We start from the raw sequence: 17,791 nt of genomic DNA on the forward strand, positions 1-17,791 counted from the left end.
GAGAAAGAACATGGTTGTAAGCGCCAACAGACTTGAACTGCTGCAGATTGCCGACGCGGTCGCGCGTGAAAAGTCGATCGACAAGTCGATCGTCATCGCCGCCATGGCCGATGCGATCCAGAAAGCGGCGCGTTCGCGTTACGGCCAGGAGACCAACATCCGTGCCGACATCAACCCGAACACCGGCGAGATGAAGCTGCAGCGGCTGATGGAAGTGGTCGAGAAGGTCGACGATTATGCCACGCAGATCGCCATTTCCTCTGCCCGGGAGCGCAATCCCGACGCTCAGCTCGGCGATTTCATCGCCGAGCAGCTGCCGCCGATGGATTTCGGCCGCATCGCCGCCCAGTCCGCCAAGCAGGTCATCGTGCAGAAGGTGCGCGAGGCTGAACGCGACCGCCAGTATGACGAATACAAGGACCGCATCGGCGAGATCGTCAACGGCACCGTCAAGCGCGTCGAATATGGCAATGTCATCGTCGATCTCGGCCGTGGCGAGGCGATCATCCGCCGTGACGAACTGATCCCGCGCGAGAACTATAAGTATGGCGACCGCGTCCGTGCCTACGTCTACGACGTGCGCCGCGAGCAGCGCGGCCCGCAGATATTCCTGTCGCGCACCCATCCGCAGTTCATGGCCAAGCTCTTCACCATGGAAGTGCCGGAAATCTATGACGGCATCATCGAGATCAAGTCGGTCGCCCGTGACCCTGGCTCGCGCGCCAAGATCGCCGTCATCTCGCGCGACAGCTCGATCGATCCGGTCGGTGCCTGCGTCGGTATGCGCGGCAGCCGCGTCCAGGCGGTCGTCGGCGAATTGCAGGGCGAGAAGATCGACATCATTCCGTGGTCGCCCTCGGCCGCTTCCTTCATCGTCAACGCGCTGCAGCCGGCCGAAGTCGCCAAGGTGGTTCTCGACGAGGATGCCGAGCGCATCGAGGTTGTGGTGCCGGACGATCAACTGTCGTTGGCCATCGGCCGTCGCGGCCAGAACGTGCGCCTTGCCTCGCAGCTCACCGGCTGGGACATCGACATCCTGACCGAGCAGGAAGAGAGCGAGCGGCGTCAGAAGGAATTCGTCGAGCGCTCGGCGCTGTTCATGGAAGCCCTCGACGTCGACGAAATGGTCGGCCAGGTGCTTGCCTCGGAAGGCTTCACCAGCGTCGAGGAAGTGGCCTACGTCGATTCCGGCGAAATCTCCTCGATCGACGGCTTCGACGAGGACACCGCTTCGGAAATCCAGACCCGCGCCCGCGAATATCTGGAGAAGATCGAGGCCCAGCACGACGAGAAGCGCAAGGCGCTGGGTGTCAAGGACGAGCTGCGCGAAATCCCCGGCATCACCACCGCCATGATGGTGACGCTTGGCGAAGACGGCGTGAAGACGATCGAGGATTTCGCCGGCTATGCCGCCGACGACCTGACTGGCTGGAAGGAACGCAAGGACGGCGAAACCAAGGTGTACCCCGGCGTGCTGGCCAATCACGGCGTTTCGCGCGCCGACGCCGAGCAGATGGTGCTCGCCGCCCGTCTCAAGGCCGGCTGGATTTCCGAGGACGAGCTTGCGGCCGACGAAGCATCGGCTGACGAAGCCGTTGGTGCGTGAGGTGAAACCGCATCGCACAGAACCCGCCCCTGGACGAGATGAACGATCGCACCTGCATCGTCACCCGCAAGCAGGCCGAACCGGATGATCTGATCCGGTTCGTCGTCGGCCCGGATTCGGCCGTCGTTCCCGATCTTAAGAGAAATCTGCCCGGCCGTGGTTGCTGGGTGAGTGCTGACCGCTTACATATCGACAAGGCGGCGGCCAAAAACCTCTTTGCCCGCGCCTTCAAGGCACAGGTGGTTGTGCCGCCCGATCTGGGCGGCATGGTCGATGGGTTGCTCTCCAAATCCGCGCTTGGCATGCTGGGTCTCGCCCGCAAGGCAGGCGCGATAGCGCTGGGTGCCACCAAGGTCGAGAGCGCGGTGCGTGGCGGGTTGGCGCTTTTCGTGCTCCACGCGACCGAAGCGTCCGACGATGGCGTACGCAAGATCAGCCAGGCGCGGCGGGCGACCGTCCATATTGGCGGCCCTTCCATCCTTGCCTACAAACTTTTCTCCGAGGCCGAGTTGAGCTTGGCATTGGGGGGTACAAATGTGATACATGCTGCCGTCCTCGCGGGAGACGCGGGTAAGGCGGTCCAGAAGCGCATGGTTGCGCTCGACCGGTATCGGGGCGGTACCCCGGACGATCTGGCAATGCTTGCGGCCGTTGCTGACGAAGATGAGGCCGCAGAGGATATGGAATGAGCGATACGAAATCGGGCGACGACAAGACGTTGAGTGTTACGCCGAAGAAGACCTTGACGCTGAAGCGCCCCGGCATGGAACAGGGCACCGTGCGCCAGAACTTCTCGCATGGCCGTACCAAGTCGGTCGTGGTCGAGACCAAGAAGCGCAAGTTCTCGCTGCCTGGCGACAGGCCGGAGCCGGTAGCCGCTGCCCCTGCGCCTGTTTTCACGCCAAAGCCGCCGGTCGCTGCTGCCGCGCCCGTCGTGCAGGAAGCGCCCAAGGCGCCGCCGCCCCCGCCGCCTCCGGTCGAGCGCAGCGGCATGGTGCTGAACGAATTGTCGCGCAGTGAAATGGAAGCGCGCCGCAGGGCACTCGAAGGCTCGAAGGTTCGCGAAGTCGAGGACCGCCAGCGCGCCGCCGAGGAGGCCAAGCGCCGCGCCGAGGAAGAAGAGCGCCGCAAGCGTGAGCGCGAGGAATCCGCGCGCCGGCAGGCCGAGGAGGAAGCGCGCCTGCAGGCCGAAGCCGAATCGCGCCGCCGCGCCGAGGAAGAGGCACGCCGCCGCGCGCCGCAGGCCGCCGAACTGGCGACATCGGACGAAGAGGAAGAGGTCAAGCCGAAGCGGGCTGGCGCCGGGGCGCCGGTACGCCGCCCGGTCACGCCCGAAGTGGCGCGTCCGGCCAAACCGACCAAAGGCGAGGAAGACCGTCGCCGCGGCAAGCTGACGCTGAATTCCGCGCTTTCCGACGAGGATGCGCGGGCCCGTTCGCTGTCGTCGATGCGTCGCCGTCAGGAGAAGTTCAAGCGCGCGATGCACAATGAACCGCGCGAGAAAGTCATGCGCGAAGTGATCTTGCCCGAGACCATCACCATCCAGGAACTGGCGCAGCGCATGTCCGAACGTGCGGTCGATGTCGTCAAGTTCTTCATGAAGCAGGGCCAGATCCTGAAGCCGGGCGACGTCATCGACGCCGACACGGCCGAGCTGGTCGCCACCGAATTCGGCCACACGGTCCGCCGCGTCGCCGAGTCCGACATCGAGGAAGGCCTGTTCAACATCGCCGATCGTCCGGAAGACCTGGTGCCGCGTCCGCCGGTCGTGACCATCATGGGTCACGTCGACCACGGCAAGACCTCGCTGCTGGATGCGATCCGCAACGCCAATGTCGTGTCCGGCGAGGCCGGCGGCATCACCCAGCATATCGGCGCCTATCAGGTCGAGAAGAACGGTCAGAAGATCACCTTCATCGACACGCCCGGCCACGCCGCCTTCACGGCGATGCGCGCCCGCGGCGCCCAGGCCACCGACATTGCCATTCTCGTGGTGGCTGCCGACGACAGCGTGATGCCGCAGACGATCGAATCGATCAGCCATGCCAAGGCGGCCAACGTTCCGATCATCGTGGCGATCAACAAGATCGACAAGCACGATGCCGATCCGCAGAAGGTGCGCTCCGAACTGCTGCGCCACGAGGTGTTCGTGGAATCGATGGGCGGTGAAGTGCTTGACGTCGAAGTGTCGGCGACCAAGGGCACCAATCTCGACAAACTGCTCGAAGCGATCCTGCTGCAGGCCGAAATCCTCGACCTGAAGGCCAATCCGGACAGGACCGCCGAGGGCGTCGTCATCGAGGCCCAGCTCGACAAGGGCCGCGGCCCCGTCGCCACAGTGCTGGTGCAGACCGGCACGCTGATGCCGGGCGACATTCTCGTCGCCGGCAACGAATGGGGCCGGGTGCGCGCGCTGGTCAACGATCGTGGCGAACAGATCAAGGAAGCGCCGCCGGCGATGCCGGTCGAGGTGCTCGGCCTTCAGGGCACGCCGCAGGCTGGTGACCGCTTCGCGGTCGTCAACAACGAGGCTCGCGCCCGCGAGATCACCGAATACCGCCAGCGTCTGGCGCGCGAGAAGGCGGTTGCCAAGCATGCCGGTCAGCGCGGCTCGCTCGAACAGATGATGTCGCAGTTGCAGACGAGCGGGCTGAAGGAATTCCCGCTGGTCATCAAGGGCGACGTTCAGGGTTCGATCGAGGCGATCAATGCCGCGCTGGACAAGCTCGGCACCGACGAGGTGCGTGCGCGCATCGTCCACGCCGGCGCCGGCGCCATCACCGAAAGCGACGTTTCCCTGGCGGAGACTTCGGGCGCGGCAATCATCGGCTTCAACGTCCGTGCCAATGTGCAGGCGCGTGCAGCGGCCGCGGCCGCGGGCATCGAGATCCGGTACTACTCGATCATCTACAACCTCGTGGATGATGTGAAAGCGGCTCTGTCGGGCCTGCTGTCGCCGGAGCGTCGCGAAACCTTCATCGGCAATGCCGAGATCCTCGAGATCTTCGACATCACCAAGGTCGGCAAGATCGCCGGCTGCCGTGTCACCGAAGGCAAGGTCGAGCGCGGCGCGGGCGTGCGCCTGATCCGCGACAATGTCGTCATCCACGAAGGCACGCTGAAGACGCTGAAGCGCTTCAAGGACGAGGTTGCGGAAGTCCCCGTCGGCCAGGAGTGCGGCATGGCCTTCCAGAACTACGAGGACATGCGCGTCGGCGACATCATCGAGTGCTTCCGCGTCGAGATGGTGACCCGGACACTCTGAGTTCGAATGACTTGTCGGTATCGGGCGGTGGTCGTAAGACCGCCGCCCAAAGCCTGTTGAGAACTGTTTGAGACATGCGGCACGGTCCCATCCCGCGCCTCACGCTTTCAGGATTGAGAAAAATGCCCCGTTCCACCACATCCGGTCCATCCCAGCGCATGCTGCGCGTTGGCGAGCAGGTGCGCCATGCGCTTTCCGAAACCCTGCAGCGCGGCGAGATCATCGACCCGTTGATTGAAAACTCGGTCGTTTCGGTCTCCGAAGTGCGCATGTCGCCCGATCTCAAGATCGCCACGGCCTTTGTATCCCCGCTCGGTGCAAAGGATGCCGGCGCCGTCATCGAAGCGCTCAACAAGCATGCGAAATTCGTCCGCGGCCGTGTCTCCGGTGCGCTCAGGCAAATGAAATACATGCCGGAGTTCCGCTTCCGGCTGGACACATCCTTCGACAATTTCGCCAGGATCAACGACCTGCTGAAGTCGCCCGAAGTGGCCCGCGATCTTGATGCGGACGACGACAAGAACAAAGACGACAGGGTCAAAGACGACAGGGACAGCGAATAATGGGGCGTCGCGGCAAGAAAAAGGGTCGGCCGGTCTCCGGCTGGGTGGTGCTGGACAAGCCGGTCGGCATGGGATCGACCGAGGCTGTGTCCAAGATCAAATGGCTGTTCCAGGCCGAAAAAGCCGGCCACGCCGGTACGCTCGACCCTCTGGCTTCCGGCATGCTGCCGATCGCGCTCGGCGAAGCTACCAAGACCGTGCCTTACGTGCAGGACGGCGCCAAGATTTATCGTTTCACCGTCGCCTGGGGCGATGAGCGCTCCACCGACGATCTTGAAGGGCCGGTGACGAAGAGCTCTGACCTGCGTCCGACCGAAGCCGAGGTGCGGGCCCTGCTGCCGAAATACACCGGCGTCATCATGCAGACGCCGCCGCAATTCTCGGCCGTCAAGATCGCGGGCGAACGCGCCTACGACCTAGCCCGCGAAGGCGAGACGGTCGACATCCCCCCGCGCGAGATCGAGATCGGGCGTCTCGACGTCGTCGAGCACGGCGCCGATTACACGGTTTTCGAGGTCGAATGCGGCAAGGGCACCTATGTGCGTTCGCTGGCGCGTGACATGGGCCGCGACCTCGGCTGCTTCGGCCATGTTTCCGACCTGCGCCGGGTCGAGGTCGAGCCGTTCACGCCGCAGGATTTCGTTACCATCGCCGACCTTGAGGCGGCGCGCTTCGGCGCGCAAGGTGAAGACAAGTCAGGTTCGGACGACGGCGGCGACGCCCCGGACGCGCCGATCGACTTCGACGCGATCGATGCGCTTCTTGTCGATACGTCAGCGGCTCTCGATTGCCTGCCGCAGATCGCCATCAGCGATGACGCCGCGACCAAGATCCGTCTCGGCAACCCGGTCATCATTCGTGGCCGCGATGCGCCGGTGGAGGCTGAAGAAGCCTGCGCGACGGCACGCGGCAAGCTGGTTGCCATCGGCGCGATCGAACAGGGCATGTTCAAGCCCAAGCGGGTCTTTGCCGGCTGATGGCTCTCGTCTAACTTCGGTTGGACTTTAAGATCGGGGGGCACATGGCAAAGGCCGAGGCGGTGAAAAAGCGGGCGCCGGTGAAGACGCGGCGGCCGCCGGTCGGCGCCTCGCCGGGCACGCTGATCGCCGATCCGGCGGCGCGGCGCTCCGAACTGCGGCTGACCCTGATCTCGCCGCAGAAATTCAAGACCATCGACAATGCCAGCATCGACGACGTCGAGGCCAATTGCCACAAATGGCCGGTGATCTGGCTCGACTGCACTGGTCTCGCCAACATCCAGCTGATCGAGGAGATCGGCCGCATCTTCAGCCTGCACCCGCTGGCGCTGGAGGACGTCGTCAACACCGGCCAGCGGCCGAAGGTCGACTTCTTCGAGGATCATGTTTTCGTCGTCGTGCGCATGATCGACGATATCACCGCGCATCGCTACGAACAGATCGCTGTGTTCCTCGGCGAGAACTTCGTCGTCACTTTCCAGGAGCGCGAGGGAGATCCGTTCGATCCCGTGCGCAAGCGCATCGAGAGTTCGGCGCCCAATCGGTTGCGCACGCGCGGCGCCGATTATCTGGCCTATGCACTGATCGACGCCATCGTTGACAGCTATTTCCCGCCGATCGAGGCGGCCGGCGACCTAGTCGACGGCATCGAGGACCAGATGCTGCATTCGACGCACAAGCACCAGATGCGGCAGCTGCATGAATTGCGGCGCGACGCCAATGTGCTGAAGGGCGTGCTTTGGCCGATGCGCGATGCCCTGGCGACGCTGATCCGCAACGACGTGGCCTGTGTCAGAGCCGAGACCAAGGTCTTCCTCAACGACACGCTCGACCATTCGCTCCGGCTGATCGAGCTGGTGGAGACCCAGCGCGACATGCTGACCGGACTGATCGAGATGCATCTGTCGCTGAGCCAGGCGCGCACCAACGACGTCATCAGCTATCTGACCATCGTCTCGGTCATCTTCATGCCGCTCACATTCCTGGTTGGCGTCTGGGGCATGAACTTCGATCCCGGGAGTTCGCCCTGGAACATGCCGGAGCTGAAGGCCTATTACGGCTATCCCGCGTCGTTGCTGTTCATGGCCGTTATCGCCGCTGGGCTGATCGCCTTTTTCAAATGGAAGAAATGGCTGTAACCGGTACAAAACTTGGTATTTCGAGCTGAAAAGCCGGCTTTGTGAATTGGGCTGGTGTTTTGCCGGGAATTGCACTATATGCGCCGCAGCATAGCGCTAGGACGCTTTGCTTGCACCGGCCCCTGCTGGACGACATCCCGGCTGAGGGCGACCCGTTTCCTCGAACAGATAAGGAAAAACACGATGTCGATTACTGCCGAGCGCAAGAAGGAATTGATGGGTGAATTCGCTACCGCCAAGGGCGATACCGGGTCTCCGGAAGTCCAGGTGGCCATCCTTTCCGAGCGCATCAAGAACCTGACCGACCATTTCAAGGACCACAAGAAGGATAACCATTCCCGTCGTGGTCTGCTCGCTCTCGTGTCCCAGCGCCGCAGCCTGCTTGATTATCTCAAGCGCAAGGACGACGCGCGCTACCAGACGCTGATCGAGAAGCTCGGTCTGCGCCGTTGACGAATTGACCGGCGGGCTCCCACAGGGAGTCCGCCGGTCGCGCATTTGAGCATCGGGCCAACCCGAACTCGAATGCAGGACTGGAGCGCCGCGCAGCCCATCTGGATGCCGGACGGACGCTCCGAAAAGCTGAATTTGCGCATGACGCGTTCCGTAAGCCGTGGTTTTCGGGGTCATGCGCAGGCCAGTCGATCGATTGGCCATATCCGGCTTCGAGCGCGCAGAGGGCCACTCGAAGTCACCCATGGACGGTCATGGGGCAGGATTGCAGGACGCTCGTATGGCCATTGTGCCAGTCAAACCCGAGCTTCCCGTTGTCTTGCCCGTGGCTGCCCGAGAAAGGAAGCCAGAGGAAAGGGCACCCGCGCACGATGAAACGGCGCGGCCCTTCCTCATACAAAGGACAAGACATGTTCAATCAACACAAAGTGGAAATCGAATGGGGCGGCCGCCCGCTCATCCTCGAAACCGGCAAGATCGCGCGCCAGGCTGACGGTGCCGTGCTTGCCACTTATGGCGAGACCGTGGTTCTCGCCACCGTCGTTTCGATGAAGGAGCCCAAGCCCGGCCTCGATTTCTTTCCGCTGACCGTCAACTACCAGGAAAAGACCTATGCCGCCGGCAAGATCCCGGGCGGCTATTTCAAGCGCGAAGGCCGTCCGAGCGAGAAGGAAACGCTGGTTTCCCGCCTCATCGACCGCCCGATCCGGCCGCTTTTCGCCGACGGCTACAAGAACGACACCCAGATCGTCGTCACCGTCGTCCAGCACGATCTCGAAAATGACCCGGACATCCTGTCGATCGTCGCCACCTCGGCCGCGCTGACCCTGTCGGGCGTTCCCTTCATGGGCCCGATCGGCGGCGCCCGCGTCGGCTACATCAACGGCGAATATGTTCTCAACCCGCACATCGACGAGATGGAGGAATCCAAGCTCGACCTCGTCGTCGCCGGCACCACCGATGCCGTGCTGATGGTCGAATCCGAAGCCAAGGAACTTTCCGAAGAGCTGATGCTCGGCGCCGTGATGTTCGGCCAGAAGGGCTTCCAGCCAGTGATCGATGCCATCATCAAGCTGGCCGAAGTCGCCGCCAAGGATCCGCGCGACTTCACCGCGCCGGATTATTCCGAGCTCGAAGGCGAGATGCTGAAGATCGTCGGCGACGAGCTTCGCGACGCCTACAAAATCACTGACAAGCAGAAGCGCTATGCCGCCGTCGACGCCGTCAAGGCGAAGGTCAAGGCCGCATTTGCTCCGGCCGAGGGCGAGGAGCCCAGATACGCTTCCGAGCAGATCGGTTCCGTGTTCAAGGAACTCCAGGCCAAGGTCGTGCGCTGGAACATCCTCGACACCAGCTCGCGCATCGACGGCCGTGACCTGAAGACGGTCCGCAAGATCGTCTCCGAAGTCGGCGTCCTGCCGCGCACCCATGGTTCGGCGCTGTTCACCCGCGGCGAGACCCAGGCGCTGGTCGTTGCCACGCTCGGCACCGGCGAGGACGAGCAGTATGTCGATTCGCTGACCGGCATGTACAAGGAGAAGTTCCTCCTTCACTACAACTTCCCTCCCTACTCCGTCGGTGAGACCGGCCGCATGGGTTCGCCGGGCCGCCGCGAAATCGGCCACGGCAAGCTCGCCTGGCGCGCCATCCGCCCGATGCTGCCCAGCGCTGACCAGTTCCCTTACACGCTGCGCGTCGTCTCGGAGATCACCGAGTCCAACGGTTCCTCATCGATGGCCACTGTCTGCGGCACCTCGCTGGCGCTGATGGATGCCGGCGTGCCGCTGGCCAAGCCTGTTGCCGGTATCGCCATGGGCCTGATCAAGGAAGGCGAGCGCTTCGCCGTGCTGTCGGACATCCTGGGCGACGAGGATCACCTCGGCGACATGGACTTCAAGGTCGCCGGCACCGCCAACGGCATCACCTCGCTGCAGATGGACATCAAGATCGATGGCATCACCGAGGAGATCATGCAGATCGCCCTCGGCCAAGCCAAGGACGGTCGCCTGCATATCCTCGGCGAAATGGCCCATGCGCTGTCCGGCGCACGCGCCGAGCTCGGCGAGTTCGCGCCGCGCATCGAGGTCATGCACATCCCGACCGACAAGATCCGTGACGTCATCGGCTCCGGCGGCAAGGTCATCCGCGAGATCGTCGAGAAGACCGGCGCCAAGATCAACATCGAGGACGACGGCACGGTCAAGATCGCTTCCTCTAACGCCAAGGAGATCGAGGCGGCGAAGAAGTGGATCCACACCATCGTCGCCGAGCCGGAAGTCGGCGAAATCTACGAAGGCACGGTCGTCAAGACCGCCGACTTCGGCGCCTTCGTCAACTTCTTTGGCCCGCGTGACGGTCTCGTCCACATCTCGCAGCTCGCCAATGAGCGCGTCGCCAAGACCTCCGACGTCGTCAAGGAAGGCGACAAGGTCTGGGTCAAGCTGATGGGCTTCGACGAGCGCGGCAAGGTTCGCCTGTCGATGAAGGTCGTCGACCAGGCGACTGGCAAGGAAATCGTGCGCGAGAAGAAGGCCGAAGGCGAAGAAGACGCCGCCTGAGCGATCTGACAACGAAATCGAAGCGGGCGCGGCTGTTGTCGCGCCCGTTTTCGTTTGCAGCAATTCCAGGAAAGGTGCGAAGCGGATTTCCGTCCGGAATTGCGCAAGACACCAAAGGGCAGGGGGACATGTCTGCTGAGGCGCTGAAGACGCTTTTCCATCCGTTCGAGGCCGAGGCTCTTGCCTTGCCAGGCAAGGGCGAACGCGTCCTTTTCCTCGGCGCCGAGCCCGGCCTGCGCTTGCCTCAGGGCTTCGCCGCCACGCTACACCTCGTACAAGGCTTCCGGCCCTATTTCTGTGCACTGCAGGCGGCTGGCTTCGCGGTCACGCCGCAACCGGCGGATGATGGTTTTGAAGCCGCGCTGGTGATCGCCGGCCGCCATCGCGGCCAGAACGAACTGCGCGTCGCGGAGGCTCTCCAGCGCTTGGCGCCGGGCGGGTTGATCGTCATTGCCGGTGGCAAGGATGATGGCATTGCCAGCCTGCGCAAGCGCATCGACGAGCTTGTACCGCTCGGCGGCCATATGCCGAAATATCACGGCATCGCTTTCTGGCTGCGCCGGCCGATGGACATGCAGGCTGTCATCGCCTTACGCGCCGCCAATCCCGCCTTGCTGGTCGAGGACCGGTTCCGCACCGCACCAGGTATGTTCTCCTTCGACCGCGTCGACGCGGGTTCGAAACTGCTGGTCGACAACCTGCCTGGTGATCTGCGTGGCAGCGCGGCCGATTTCTGCGCCGGCTGGGGCTATGTGGCGGCTGAGATGGCTGCCCGCTCGCCAGGCCTGTCGGCTCTCGATCTCTACGAGGCCGATTTTGACGCGCTGGAGGCGGCCAAGGGCAACCTCGGCAACACCTTGGCGCTGGGCTTCTTCTGGACGGATCTGCTCGCGGAGACTGTCGAGCGCCGCTATGACGTCATCGCCATGAACCCGCCCTTTCACCGCAGCCGTGCCGCGGAGCCGGAGATCGGCGCCGGCATGATCCGTGCCGCAGCCAAGGCGTTGAAGCCCGGCGGCAGGCTGTTCATGGTCGCCAACCGCCAGCTTCCCTACGAGCCCGTGCTGTCGGCCGCCTTTGCCAGCCACGCCGAGCTTGCCCGCGACGGTATGTTCAAGGTGTTTTCCGCTCGGCGCTGATATAAGCGGGCGCCCTCAATGCAGAGTGGCGACGCGCCGCATGTCCTCGCCGGCGTGCCCATCGACGACCCCGACCTTCAGCGGCGCCGGCCGCCCGAACAGGTAGCCTTGCACGACTTCGCAGCCTGCCGCCCGCAGCAGCGTTGCCTGGCTCTCGGTCTCGACGCCTTCGGCGATGATGCTGACGCCGAGCGCACGCGAAAGCCCGACAATGGTCGAGACGACGGCGCCGGAACTGGAATCCGTATCGATGCGGCTGACGAAGGAACGATCGATCTTCAGCTTGCCGAACGAGAAGTCGATCAGGTAGCTGAGGTTCGAATAGCCTGTGCCGAAATCGTCGACGGCCACGGATATGCCCATCTCGGCAAGCTCTTTCAGGATGGCGGCCGCGCGGTCACGGTCCTGCATCATCGCCGTCTCGGTGACTTCCAGTTCCAGCCGTGACGGCTTGATGCCGGTGGTCCTCATCGTGTCGCGCACGATGCCGACGAAGTCCTTGGTCATGAACTGGACCGGCGAGATGTTGACAGCCACGAAGCAGTCGTCCGGCAAATGGCTGGCGTCACTGCAGGCCTTGCGCAGAACCCATTCGCCGATCGGGTTGATCATCCCCGTCTCCTCGGCGATCTGGATGAACTCCATCGGCGGGATCATGCCACGCTCTGGATGGTTCCAGCGGATCAGCGCCTCATAGCCGACGATGCGGCCGGTCGGCAGATCGAGTTGCGGCTGATAGTGCAGGTCGAAGTCTCCGCGTTCGAAGGCGGTGTGCAGTTCGGATTCGACCCATTGGCGATAGTCGGCCACCCGCCCCATCTCGCTGTTGAAGACCGACCAGTTGCCGACGCCGCTGGCGCGCGCGTTCTGCAGCGCAAGGTTGGAGCGGCGCAGGATGAGGACCGGGTCGATGCCATCCTTGGGCATGGCCACGATACCCACCGAAAGGCTCACGGATTGCTGATGGCTGCTGAGTTCATAGGGCTCCATCATCTCGTCGATGAGCCTCTCGAGCATGCTTTCCATCGTTCCCTGGATTTGGTGATCCTGAAGCAGCACGGCGAACTCGCCGGCACCAATGCGCCCGATCACTGTGCGCGCGGGAACACAGGTTTTCAGCCGCTTGGTGAAGGCGCGTATCAACTCGTCGCCCTGGGTGTAGCCGATCGCGTCGTTGATCTGCTTGAACCGGTCGATGTCGATGTCGATCAGGAACACCGGTTCTCCGGTCCGGCGCGTGGTGCATGCCGCCTCGGCGATCTTGCCGACCATCGCCGGGCGGGCCAGCAACCCGGTCAGCTTGTCGAAATGGGTCTCGTTGAAGACGAAATCCGCCGATTCATCGATGCCGGCGAAGAAAGACATTGCCGCCACCGATGCCGCCAGCGCGCAAAGCGCGGCCGTGATCGCGACCATCATGTCCACCGACATGCCGGCAAACCCGTTGCCGAGACCGTGCTTCAGGCCCCAGATGCCGAGGATGAAACTGCCGATACCCGAACTTGCTATCGTGAGCAGTCGGAACACCGGTGTTCGCTTCGGGTTGCTGACAGCAGGCATTGAAAGGTCCCCAGATTGCGGGACTCTATAGCGGGAGCCTTCTTAAAATGGCTTTCCGCGAATGCATCCAATTTTACCGGAGAGGACTATTTCTTTCCTGGAATGAAGCGATTTCCAAACGCCGGGATACATGTCGCGCAAAACGGGTGGCCGCAATCCGCTCCTCAGCCATCCGTCTGCTTCAATTCGTCCAGCGTCGGCATCGAGACGATGTGATAGCCGGAATCGACATAGTGGATTTCGCCGGTGACCCCGGAGGCGAGGTCGGAGAGGAGATAAAGCGCCGACCCGCCGACCTCGTCGATGGTCACGGTACGGCGCAGCGGCGAGTTGCGCTGCTGGTAGGAGAACATGTGGCGGGCGTCCGAAATGCCGGCGCCGGCGAGTGTGCGCACCGGTCCCGCCGAGATGCCGTTCACCCGGATGCCGCGCGGGCCGTAGTCGTTGGCGAGATAACGCACGCTGGCCTCGAGCCCGGCCTTGGCGACGCCCATCACGTTGTAGTTCGGCATGACGCGGACCGAACCGGCATAGGTCAGCGTGATCATCGAGCCGCCATCCTTCATCAGCGGCGCGGCATTGCGGGCCACCTCGGTGAAGGAATAGCAGGAGATCACCATGGTGCGGATGAAATTGTCCCGGCTGGTGTCGGCGTAAAGGCCTTTCAGCTCATTCTTGTCGGAAAAGCCGATAGCATGGACGACGAAGTCCAGCCCGCCCCAGGCCTTGCCAAGCGTCTCGAAAGTTTCGGCGACCGAAGCGCTGTCCTCGACGTCGCAGGGAACGACCAGTGAGGCGCCGAGCTTGTCGGCGAGCGGTTTGACCCGGCGGCCGAAGGCCTCACCCTGGTAGGTGAACGCCAGTTCCGCCCCATGTTCGGACAATTTCCTGGCGATGCCCCAGGCGATCGAATGATCGTTGGCGACCCCCATGACAAGCCCGCGCTTGCCCTTCATCAATCCGTCCATGGCCGCCAATCCTTCTACAAAAACCAGGCCTTATGCGGAATAGCGCTGGAAAACGAGCGTTGCGTTGGTGCCACCGAAGCCGAAGGAATTTGACAGGACGGTGTCGATCTTGGCGTCGTCGATGCGCTTGCGCACGATCGGCATGCCCTCGAATTCAGGATCAAGCGTCTCGATATGGGCGCTTTCGCCGATGAAGCCGCCCTGCATCATCAGGATCGAATAGATGGATTCCTGCACGCCGGCCGCGCCCAGCGAATGGCCGGTCAGTGATTTCGTCGAGGTGATGAACGGCATCTTCTCGCCGAACACCTCGCGGATCGCGCCCATTTCCTTGGAATCCCCCACTGGCGTCGAGGTGCCATGGGTGTTGATGTAATCGACCGGCTCGGTAACCGTCGACAGGGCCTGCCGCATGCAGCGGATAGCACCTTCGCCCGAAGGCGCGACCATGTCGTAGCCGTCCGAGGTCGCGCCGTAGCCGACGATCTCGGCGTAGATCTTGGCGCCGCGCGCCTTGGCATGCTCCAGTTCTTCCAGCACCAGCACGCCGGCGCCGCCGGCAATGACGAAGCCGTCGCGATTGGCGTCGTAGGCGCGGGAAGCGGTCGATGCCCGGTCATTGAACTTCGACGACATGGCGCCCATGGCATCGAACAGGTCCGACATCGTCCAGTCGAGATCCTCGTGACCGCCGGCAAAGACCATGTCCTGCTTGCCCCACTGGATCAGCTCATAGCCATTGCCGATGCAATGCGCCGAGGTCGAGCAGGCCGACGAGATCGAATAGTTGACGCCATGGATCTTGAACCACGTGGCCAAGGTGGCCGAGGCCGTCGACGACATCGCCTTCGGCACCGCGAAGGGGCCGATGCGCTTGGGGCTGCCGTTCTTGAGCGTGGTTTCGGCCGCTTCGACGATGGTGCGGGTGGAGGGGCCGCCCGAGCCCATGACGATGCCGGTGCGCTCATTGGTGATGTCGCTTTCGCTCAAGCCGGCATCCGCGATCGCCTGGTCCATGGCGACGTGGTTCCAGGCCGCGCCCTGCGACAGGAAGCGCATCGCGCGGCGATCGATCATGGCGGACGGGTCGAGTGTCGGCGCACCCCAGACCTGGCAGCGGAAGCCATGCTCGGCGAAGGAATCGGAAAAGCTGATCCCGGATCTGGCGTCATGCAGCGAGGTCTGCACCTCGTTGGCGTTGTTGCCGATCGACGACACGATGCCGAGGCCTGTGACTACGACACGTCTCATTCGCAACTCCTTCCAGGGATGCCGGCCAAAGGGCGGGCCAGGGCTGCGGTCAAGCGACCGCCGACTGCTTGGACAAACCGACCTTCAGGTCCGTCGCCGCATATATGGGCTCGCCATCCGCCTTCATCCAGCCATCGGCGATGCCCAGCACGAGCCGGCCGCGCATCACGCGCTTGAAATCCACGCCATACTCGACCTTCTTGACCGATGGCGTGACCATGCCCTTGAACTTTACCTCGCCGGTCGACAGCGCCATTCCCTTGCCGGGTTCGCCGAGCCAGCCGAGATAGAAACCCGTCAATTGCCACAAAGCGTCGAGGCCGAGGCATCCCGGCATGATCGGATTGCCGATGAAATGGCAGGCAAAGAACCACAGGTCCGGCTTGATGTCGAATTCGGCGCGGATGAAGCCCTTGTCGAAGGCGCCGCCGGTTTCGCTGACCTCGGTGATGCGGTCGAACATCAGCATCGGCGGGTAGGGCAACTGGGCATTGCCCTCTCCGAACAGCTCGCCGCGGGCGCAGGCCAGCAATTCTTCGTAGTCGTAGCTGGATTTCGAACCCGCCATCAATCTCGTCCCCATATCGTCCGGGCGATAGCGCGCCCTTGTCGTTGGTGTCCTAACACAATCTGTTTCAGGCCGGAAACCGGCGTTTGCGCTTAACCCGCCAGTCTGCCCGGGTCAATGCGCGCTATTGATCGCATTCGGACGACAGAATATATGTCAACTGGGGTCCGGTTTCGGCAGACATTCATTTTTTTGCCATTCTGGGCGTGCCTTGAGGCGGGACTGTGAGCTTGGAAGACCAGATGGACCGGGGCTGCCGGAAGGAAAATGTCGCTGTGGACAAGCGCGTACGGGAAGCGGGGCTGAGGCCGACGCGCCAACGCATAGCGCTGGCCAACCTGCTTTTTGCCAAGGGCGACCGTCATCTCTCGGCCGAGGAACTGCATGAGGAGGCGCTGGCCGCCGGCGTGCCGGTGTCGCTGGCCACCGTCTACAACGCACTCCACCAGTTCACCCAGGCGGGGCTGCTGCGCATCCTCGCCGTCGAGGGCGCCAAGACCTATTTCGACACCAACACCTCCGACCACCATCATTTCTACATCGAAGGCGAAAACCGGATTTTCGACATCGCCAACGGCCCGGTGACGGTCACCAACCTGCCGGACCCGCCCGAGGGTATGGAAATCGCCAATGTCGACATCGTCGTGAGGCTGCGCGCCAAGCGCCAGGAATGACAGGCGAGGGCCAGACTAGTCGGCCCGGCCCGAATAATCGGCCCGGCCAGAATAATCTGCCTGGGATGAAACCGCTCGACCTGATAGTCCGGCTCGAATGGGCTGTCGTGACCATGGCCGCTGTCGTCTTCTACGGCTCAACAGGGGTTTCCTGGTGGCTCTTCGGATTGCTCATCCTGGCACCGGACCTGTCGATGTTGGGCTATCTCGGTGGCCCGCGCATCGGTGCCATCGCCTACAACGCCCTGCACATCGTGATCGTACCGGTGCTGCTGTTGCTCGCTGGTCGCCTGGCCGGCAATGCGACGGCAATCGCGGTCGCACTGATCTGGATCGCTCACATCGCCATCGACCGTGCGCTTGGCTATGGCCTCAAGCTGTCAACCGGTTTCCAGGACACCCATCTCGGCCGTATCGGGCGTAAACGCGAGACGCTCAGTCCTTGACCCGCTCGCCTGGATAGGCGCCCCACACTGCGGACTGGGAGAGCCAGCCGGTATGGCCGGCGAGCGTCATTTCGCACCACTGACCGTCGCAGGCCTTGATCGTGCCCATGACGCCCGGCTCGACGATGGCCACCACCCTGGCATCCTTGTCGGGGCTCTTGAGAAGATTGACTTGGGCGCCCTTGCCGCGCTGCCAGGGCGCGATGATGGCGGTGCGTCGGCCTGAGAGCAGCGATTGGTTGATCCAGCCTTCCGAACCGTCCGCATCGCGCACGCGGCGCCACGTATCGAACTCCTGGATGATCTCCATAGGCAGCCCGGCCTTCAGGTACATCCAGTCGACTGAATAATTGGCACCCGGCCCGACGCGCGAGTTGACGCGGCCGGATTTGAGACTGACGAATCGCGGCAGTGGCAGGCCGCTCGGCCCGAGCGTGACGGCGCTCTGGGCCGGTGCCGCCGCGCTTTGCGCCATGGCAAGCGGAGAATAAAGGAGAGCGCCGAGAAATGCTGCGCTGAGGGTCAGGCGAAGCGACGCGAAACCAGACACTTTCGTTCCTTTCGGTGCCGGCCCGGCGGCTGCGGCGCCCCTTTTTCTTTGTCTTCGGCGGCACCGCTTGTTAC

General features: G+C 63.2%; 16 protein-coding genes. 11 read left to right on the forward strand and 5 right to left on the reverse strand.

Annotation, left to right across the window (positions count from 1 at the left end; genetic code table 11):
• Positions 1 to 10: 10 nt before the first annotated feature.
• The 9 genes from nusA to FJW03_RS27915 all read left to right on the forward strand — a co-directional run bounded on the left by nusA (position 11) and on the right by FJW03_RS27915 (position 11,700).
• Positions 11 to 1,606, forward strand: a complete 1,596-nt coding sequence (gene nusA, locus FJW03_RS27875; RefSeq protein WP_140691336.1) for a transcription termination factor NusA — start codon at positions 11 to 13, stop codon at positions 1,604 to 1,606.
• 38 nt (positions 1,607 to 1,644) lie between these two features.
• Positions 1,645 to 2,295, forward strand: coding sequence for an RNA-binding protein (locus FJW03_RS27880; protein WP_140765035.1), 651 nt, complete (start codon positions 1,645 to 1,647; stop codon positions 2,293 to 2,295).
• Positions 2,292 to 4,871 (forward strand): translation initiation factor IF-2, encoded by a 2,580-nt coding sequence (gene infB, locus FJW03_RS27885; RefSeq protein WP_140691342.1) that lies wholly within the window; start codon positions 2,292 to 2,294, stop codon positions 4,869 to 4,871. Before FJW03_RS27880 ends, infB begins: the two co-directional genes overlap by 4 nt.
• A 122-nt stretch (positions 4,872 to 4,993) precedes the next feature.
• Positions 4,994 to 5,434: a 30S ribosome-binding factor RbfA gene (rbfA, locus tag FJW03_RS27890; RefSeq protein WP_140607744.1), complete on the forward strand. Its 441-nt coding sequence runs from the start codon at positions 4,994 to 4,996 to the stop codon at positions 5,432 to 5,434.
• Positions 5,434 to 6,411 carry a tRNA pseudouridine(55) synthase TruB gene (truB, locus tag FJW03_RS27895; protein ID WP_140765033.1) on the forward strand — a complete coding sequence of 326 codons (978 nt, stop codon included), beginning with the start codon at positions 5,434 to 5,436 and terminating at the stop codon, positions 6,409 to 6,411. The genes rbfA and truB overlap by 1 nt, the downstream gene beginning before the upstream one ends.
• Positions 6,412 to 6,455: 44 nt before the next feature.
• A complete protein-coding gene (gene corA, locus FJW03_RS27900) occupies positions 6,456 to 7,550 on the forward strand; it encodes a magnesium/cobalt transporter CorA (RefSeq protein WP_140607740.1) in 1,095 nt (364 codons plus the stop codon).
• 78 nt (positions 7,551 to 7,628) lie between these two features.
• On the forward strand, positions 7,629 to 8,003 hold the full coding sequence (gene rpsO / locus FJW03_RS27905; RefSeq protein WP_281406662.1) for a 30S ribosomal protein S15: 375 nt from the start codon (positions 7,629 to 7,631) through the stop codon (positions 8,001 to 8,003).
• Positions 8,004 to 8,413: 410 nt separating this feature from the next.
• Positions 8,414 to 10,561: a polyribonucleotide nucleotidyltransferase gene (gene pnp, locus FJW03_RS27910; RefSeq protein WP_140691356.1), complete on the forward strand. Its 2,148-nt coding sequence runs from the start codon at positions 8,414 to 8,416 to the stop codon at positions 10,559 to 10,561.
• 128 nt (positions 10,562 to 10,689) lie between these two features.
• On the forward strand, positions 10,690 to 11,700 hold the full coding sequence (locus tag FJW03_RS27915) for a class I SAM-dependent methyltransferase (RefSeq protein WP_140691358.1): 1,011 nt from the start codon (positions 10,690 to 10,692) through the stop codon (positions 11,698 to 11,700).
• 15 nt (positions 11,701 to 11,715) lie between these two features.
• Here FJW03_RS27915 and FJW03_RS27920 read toward each other — a convergent pair whose 3' ends face one another.
• The 4 genes from FJW03_RS27920 to fabA all read right to left on the reverse strand — a co-directional run bounded on the left by FJW03_RS27920 (position 11,716) and on the right by fabA (position 16,047).
• On the reverse strand, positions 11,716 to 13,260 hold the full coding sequence (locus FJW03_RS27920; protein WP_140765030.1) for a putative bifunctional diguanylate cyclase/phosphodiesterase: 1,545 nt from the start codon (positions 13,258 to 13,260) through the stop codon (positions 11,716 to 11,718).
• 164 nt (positions 13,261 to 13,424) lie between these two features.
• Positions 13,425 to 14,228, reverse strand: coding sequence for an enoyl-ACP reductase FabI (gene fabI, locus FJW03_RS27925; protein WP_140607732.1), 804 nt, complete (start codon positions 14,226 to 14,228; stop codon positions 13,425 to 13,427).
• Between the two features lie 30 nt (positions 14,229 to 14,258).
• A complete protein-coding gene (gene fabB, locus FJW03_RS27930) occupies positions 14,259 to 15,479 on the reverse strand; it encodes a beta-ketoacyl-ACP synthase I (RefSeq protein ID WP_140607730.1) in 1,221 nt (406 codons plus the stop codon).
• Between the two features lie 49 nt (positions 15,480 to 15,528).
• Positions 15,529 to 16,047 (reverse strand): 3-hydroxyacyl-[acyl-carrier-protein] dehydratase FabA, encoded by a 519-nt coding sequence (gene fabA, locus FJW03_RS27935; protein ID WP_127276870.1) that lies wholly within the window; start codon positions 16,045 to 16,047, stop codon positions 15,529 to 15,531.
• Between the two features lie 242 nt (positions 16,048 to 16,289).
• On the opposite strand from fabA, the gene irrA reads away from it, so the two are divergent.
• Together irrA and FJW03_RS27945 are read left to right on the forward strand one after the other, a co-directional pair.
• A complete protein-coding gene (irrA, locus tag FJW03_RS27940; protein WP_181165535.1) occupies positions 16,290 to 16,721 on the forward strand; it encodes an iron response transcriptional regulator IrrA in 432 nt (143 codons plus the stop codon).
• Positions 16,722 to 16,786: 65 nt separating this feature from the next.
• On the forward strand, positions 16,787 to 17,167 hold the full coding sequence (locus FJW03_RS27945) for a DUF4260 domain-containing protein (protein ID WP_226890478.1): 381 nt from the start codon (positions 16,787 to 16,789) through the stop codon (positions 17,165 to 17,167).
• On the opposite strand, the gene FJW03_RS27950 is transcribed toward FJW03_RS27945, so the two are convergent.
• Positions 17,157 to 17,717, reverse strand: a complete 561-nt coding sequence (locus FJW03_RS27950) for an SH3 domain-containing protein (RefSeq protein ID WP_140765024.1) — start codon at positions 17,715 to 17,717, stop codon at positions 17,157 to 17,159. The genes FJW03_RS27945 and FJW03_RS27950 overlap by 11 nt on opposite strands.
• Positions 17,718 to 17,791 lie beyond the last annotated feature (74 nt).

It is taken from the genome of Mesorhizobium sp. B4-1-4, from assembly GCF_006439395.2.
Lineage (GTDB): Bacteria > Pseudomonadota > Alphaproteobacteria > Rhizobiales > Rhizobiaceae > Mesorhizobium.

Coding starts and splice junctions, on each gene's coding strand:
- FJW03_RS27920 (WP_140765030.1), bottom strand. CDS start 13,260: ATGCCTGCTGTCAGCAACCCGAAGCGAACACCGGTGTTCCGACTGCTC.
- infB (WP_140691342.1), top strand. CDS start 2,292: ATGAGCGATACGAAATCGGGCGACGACAAGACGTTGAGTGTTACGCCG.
- irrA (WP_181165535.1), top strand. CDS start 16,290: ATGGACCGGGGCTGCCGGAAGGAAAATGTCGCTGTGGACAAGCGCGTA.
- fabB (WP_140607730.1), bottom strand. CDS start 15,479: ATGAGACGTGTCGTAGTCACAGGCCTCGGCATCGTGTCGTCGATCGGC.
- corA (WP_140607740.1), top strand. CDS start 6,456: ATGGCAAAGGCCGAGGCGGTGAAAAAGCGGGCGCCGGTGAAGACGCGG.
- nusA (WP_140691336.1), top strand. CDS start 11: ATGGTTGTAAGCGCCAACAGACTTGAACTGCTGCAGATTGCCGACGCG.
- rpsO (WP_281406662.1), top strand. CDS start 7,629: ATGCGCCGCAGCATAGCGCTAGGACGCTTTGCTTGCACCGGCCCCTGC.
- rbfA (WP_140607744.1), top strand. CDS start 4,994: ATGCCCCGTTCCACCACATCCGGTCCATCCCAGCGCATGCTGCGCGTT.
- FJW03_RS27915 (WP_140691358.1), top strand. CDS start 10,690: ATGTCTGCTGAGGCGCTGAAGACGCTTTTCCATCCGTTCGAGGCCGAG.
- pnp (WP_140691356.1), top strand. CDS start 8,414: ATGTTCAATCAACACAAAGTGGAAATCGAATGGGGCGGCCGCCCGCTC.
- FJW03_RS27880 (WP_140765035.1), top strand. CDS start 1,645: ATGAACGATCGCACCTGCATCGTCACCCGCAAGCAGGCCGAACCGGAT.
- fabI (WP_140607732.1), bottom strand. CDS start 14,228: ATGGACGGATTGATGAAGGGCAAGCGCGGGCTTGTCATGGGGGTCGCC.
- truB (WP_140765033.1), top strand. CDS start 5,434: ATGGGGCGTCGCGGCAAGAAAAAGGGTCGGCCGGTCTCCGGCTGGGTG.
- fabA (WP_127276870.1), bottom strand. CDS start 16,047: ATGGCGGGTTCGAAATCCAGCTACGACTACGAAGAATTGCTGGCCTGC.
- FJW03_RS27945 (WP_226890478.1), top strand. CDS start 16,787: ATGAAACCGCTCGACCTGATAGTCCGGCTCGAATGGGCTGTCGTGACC.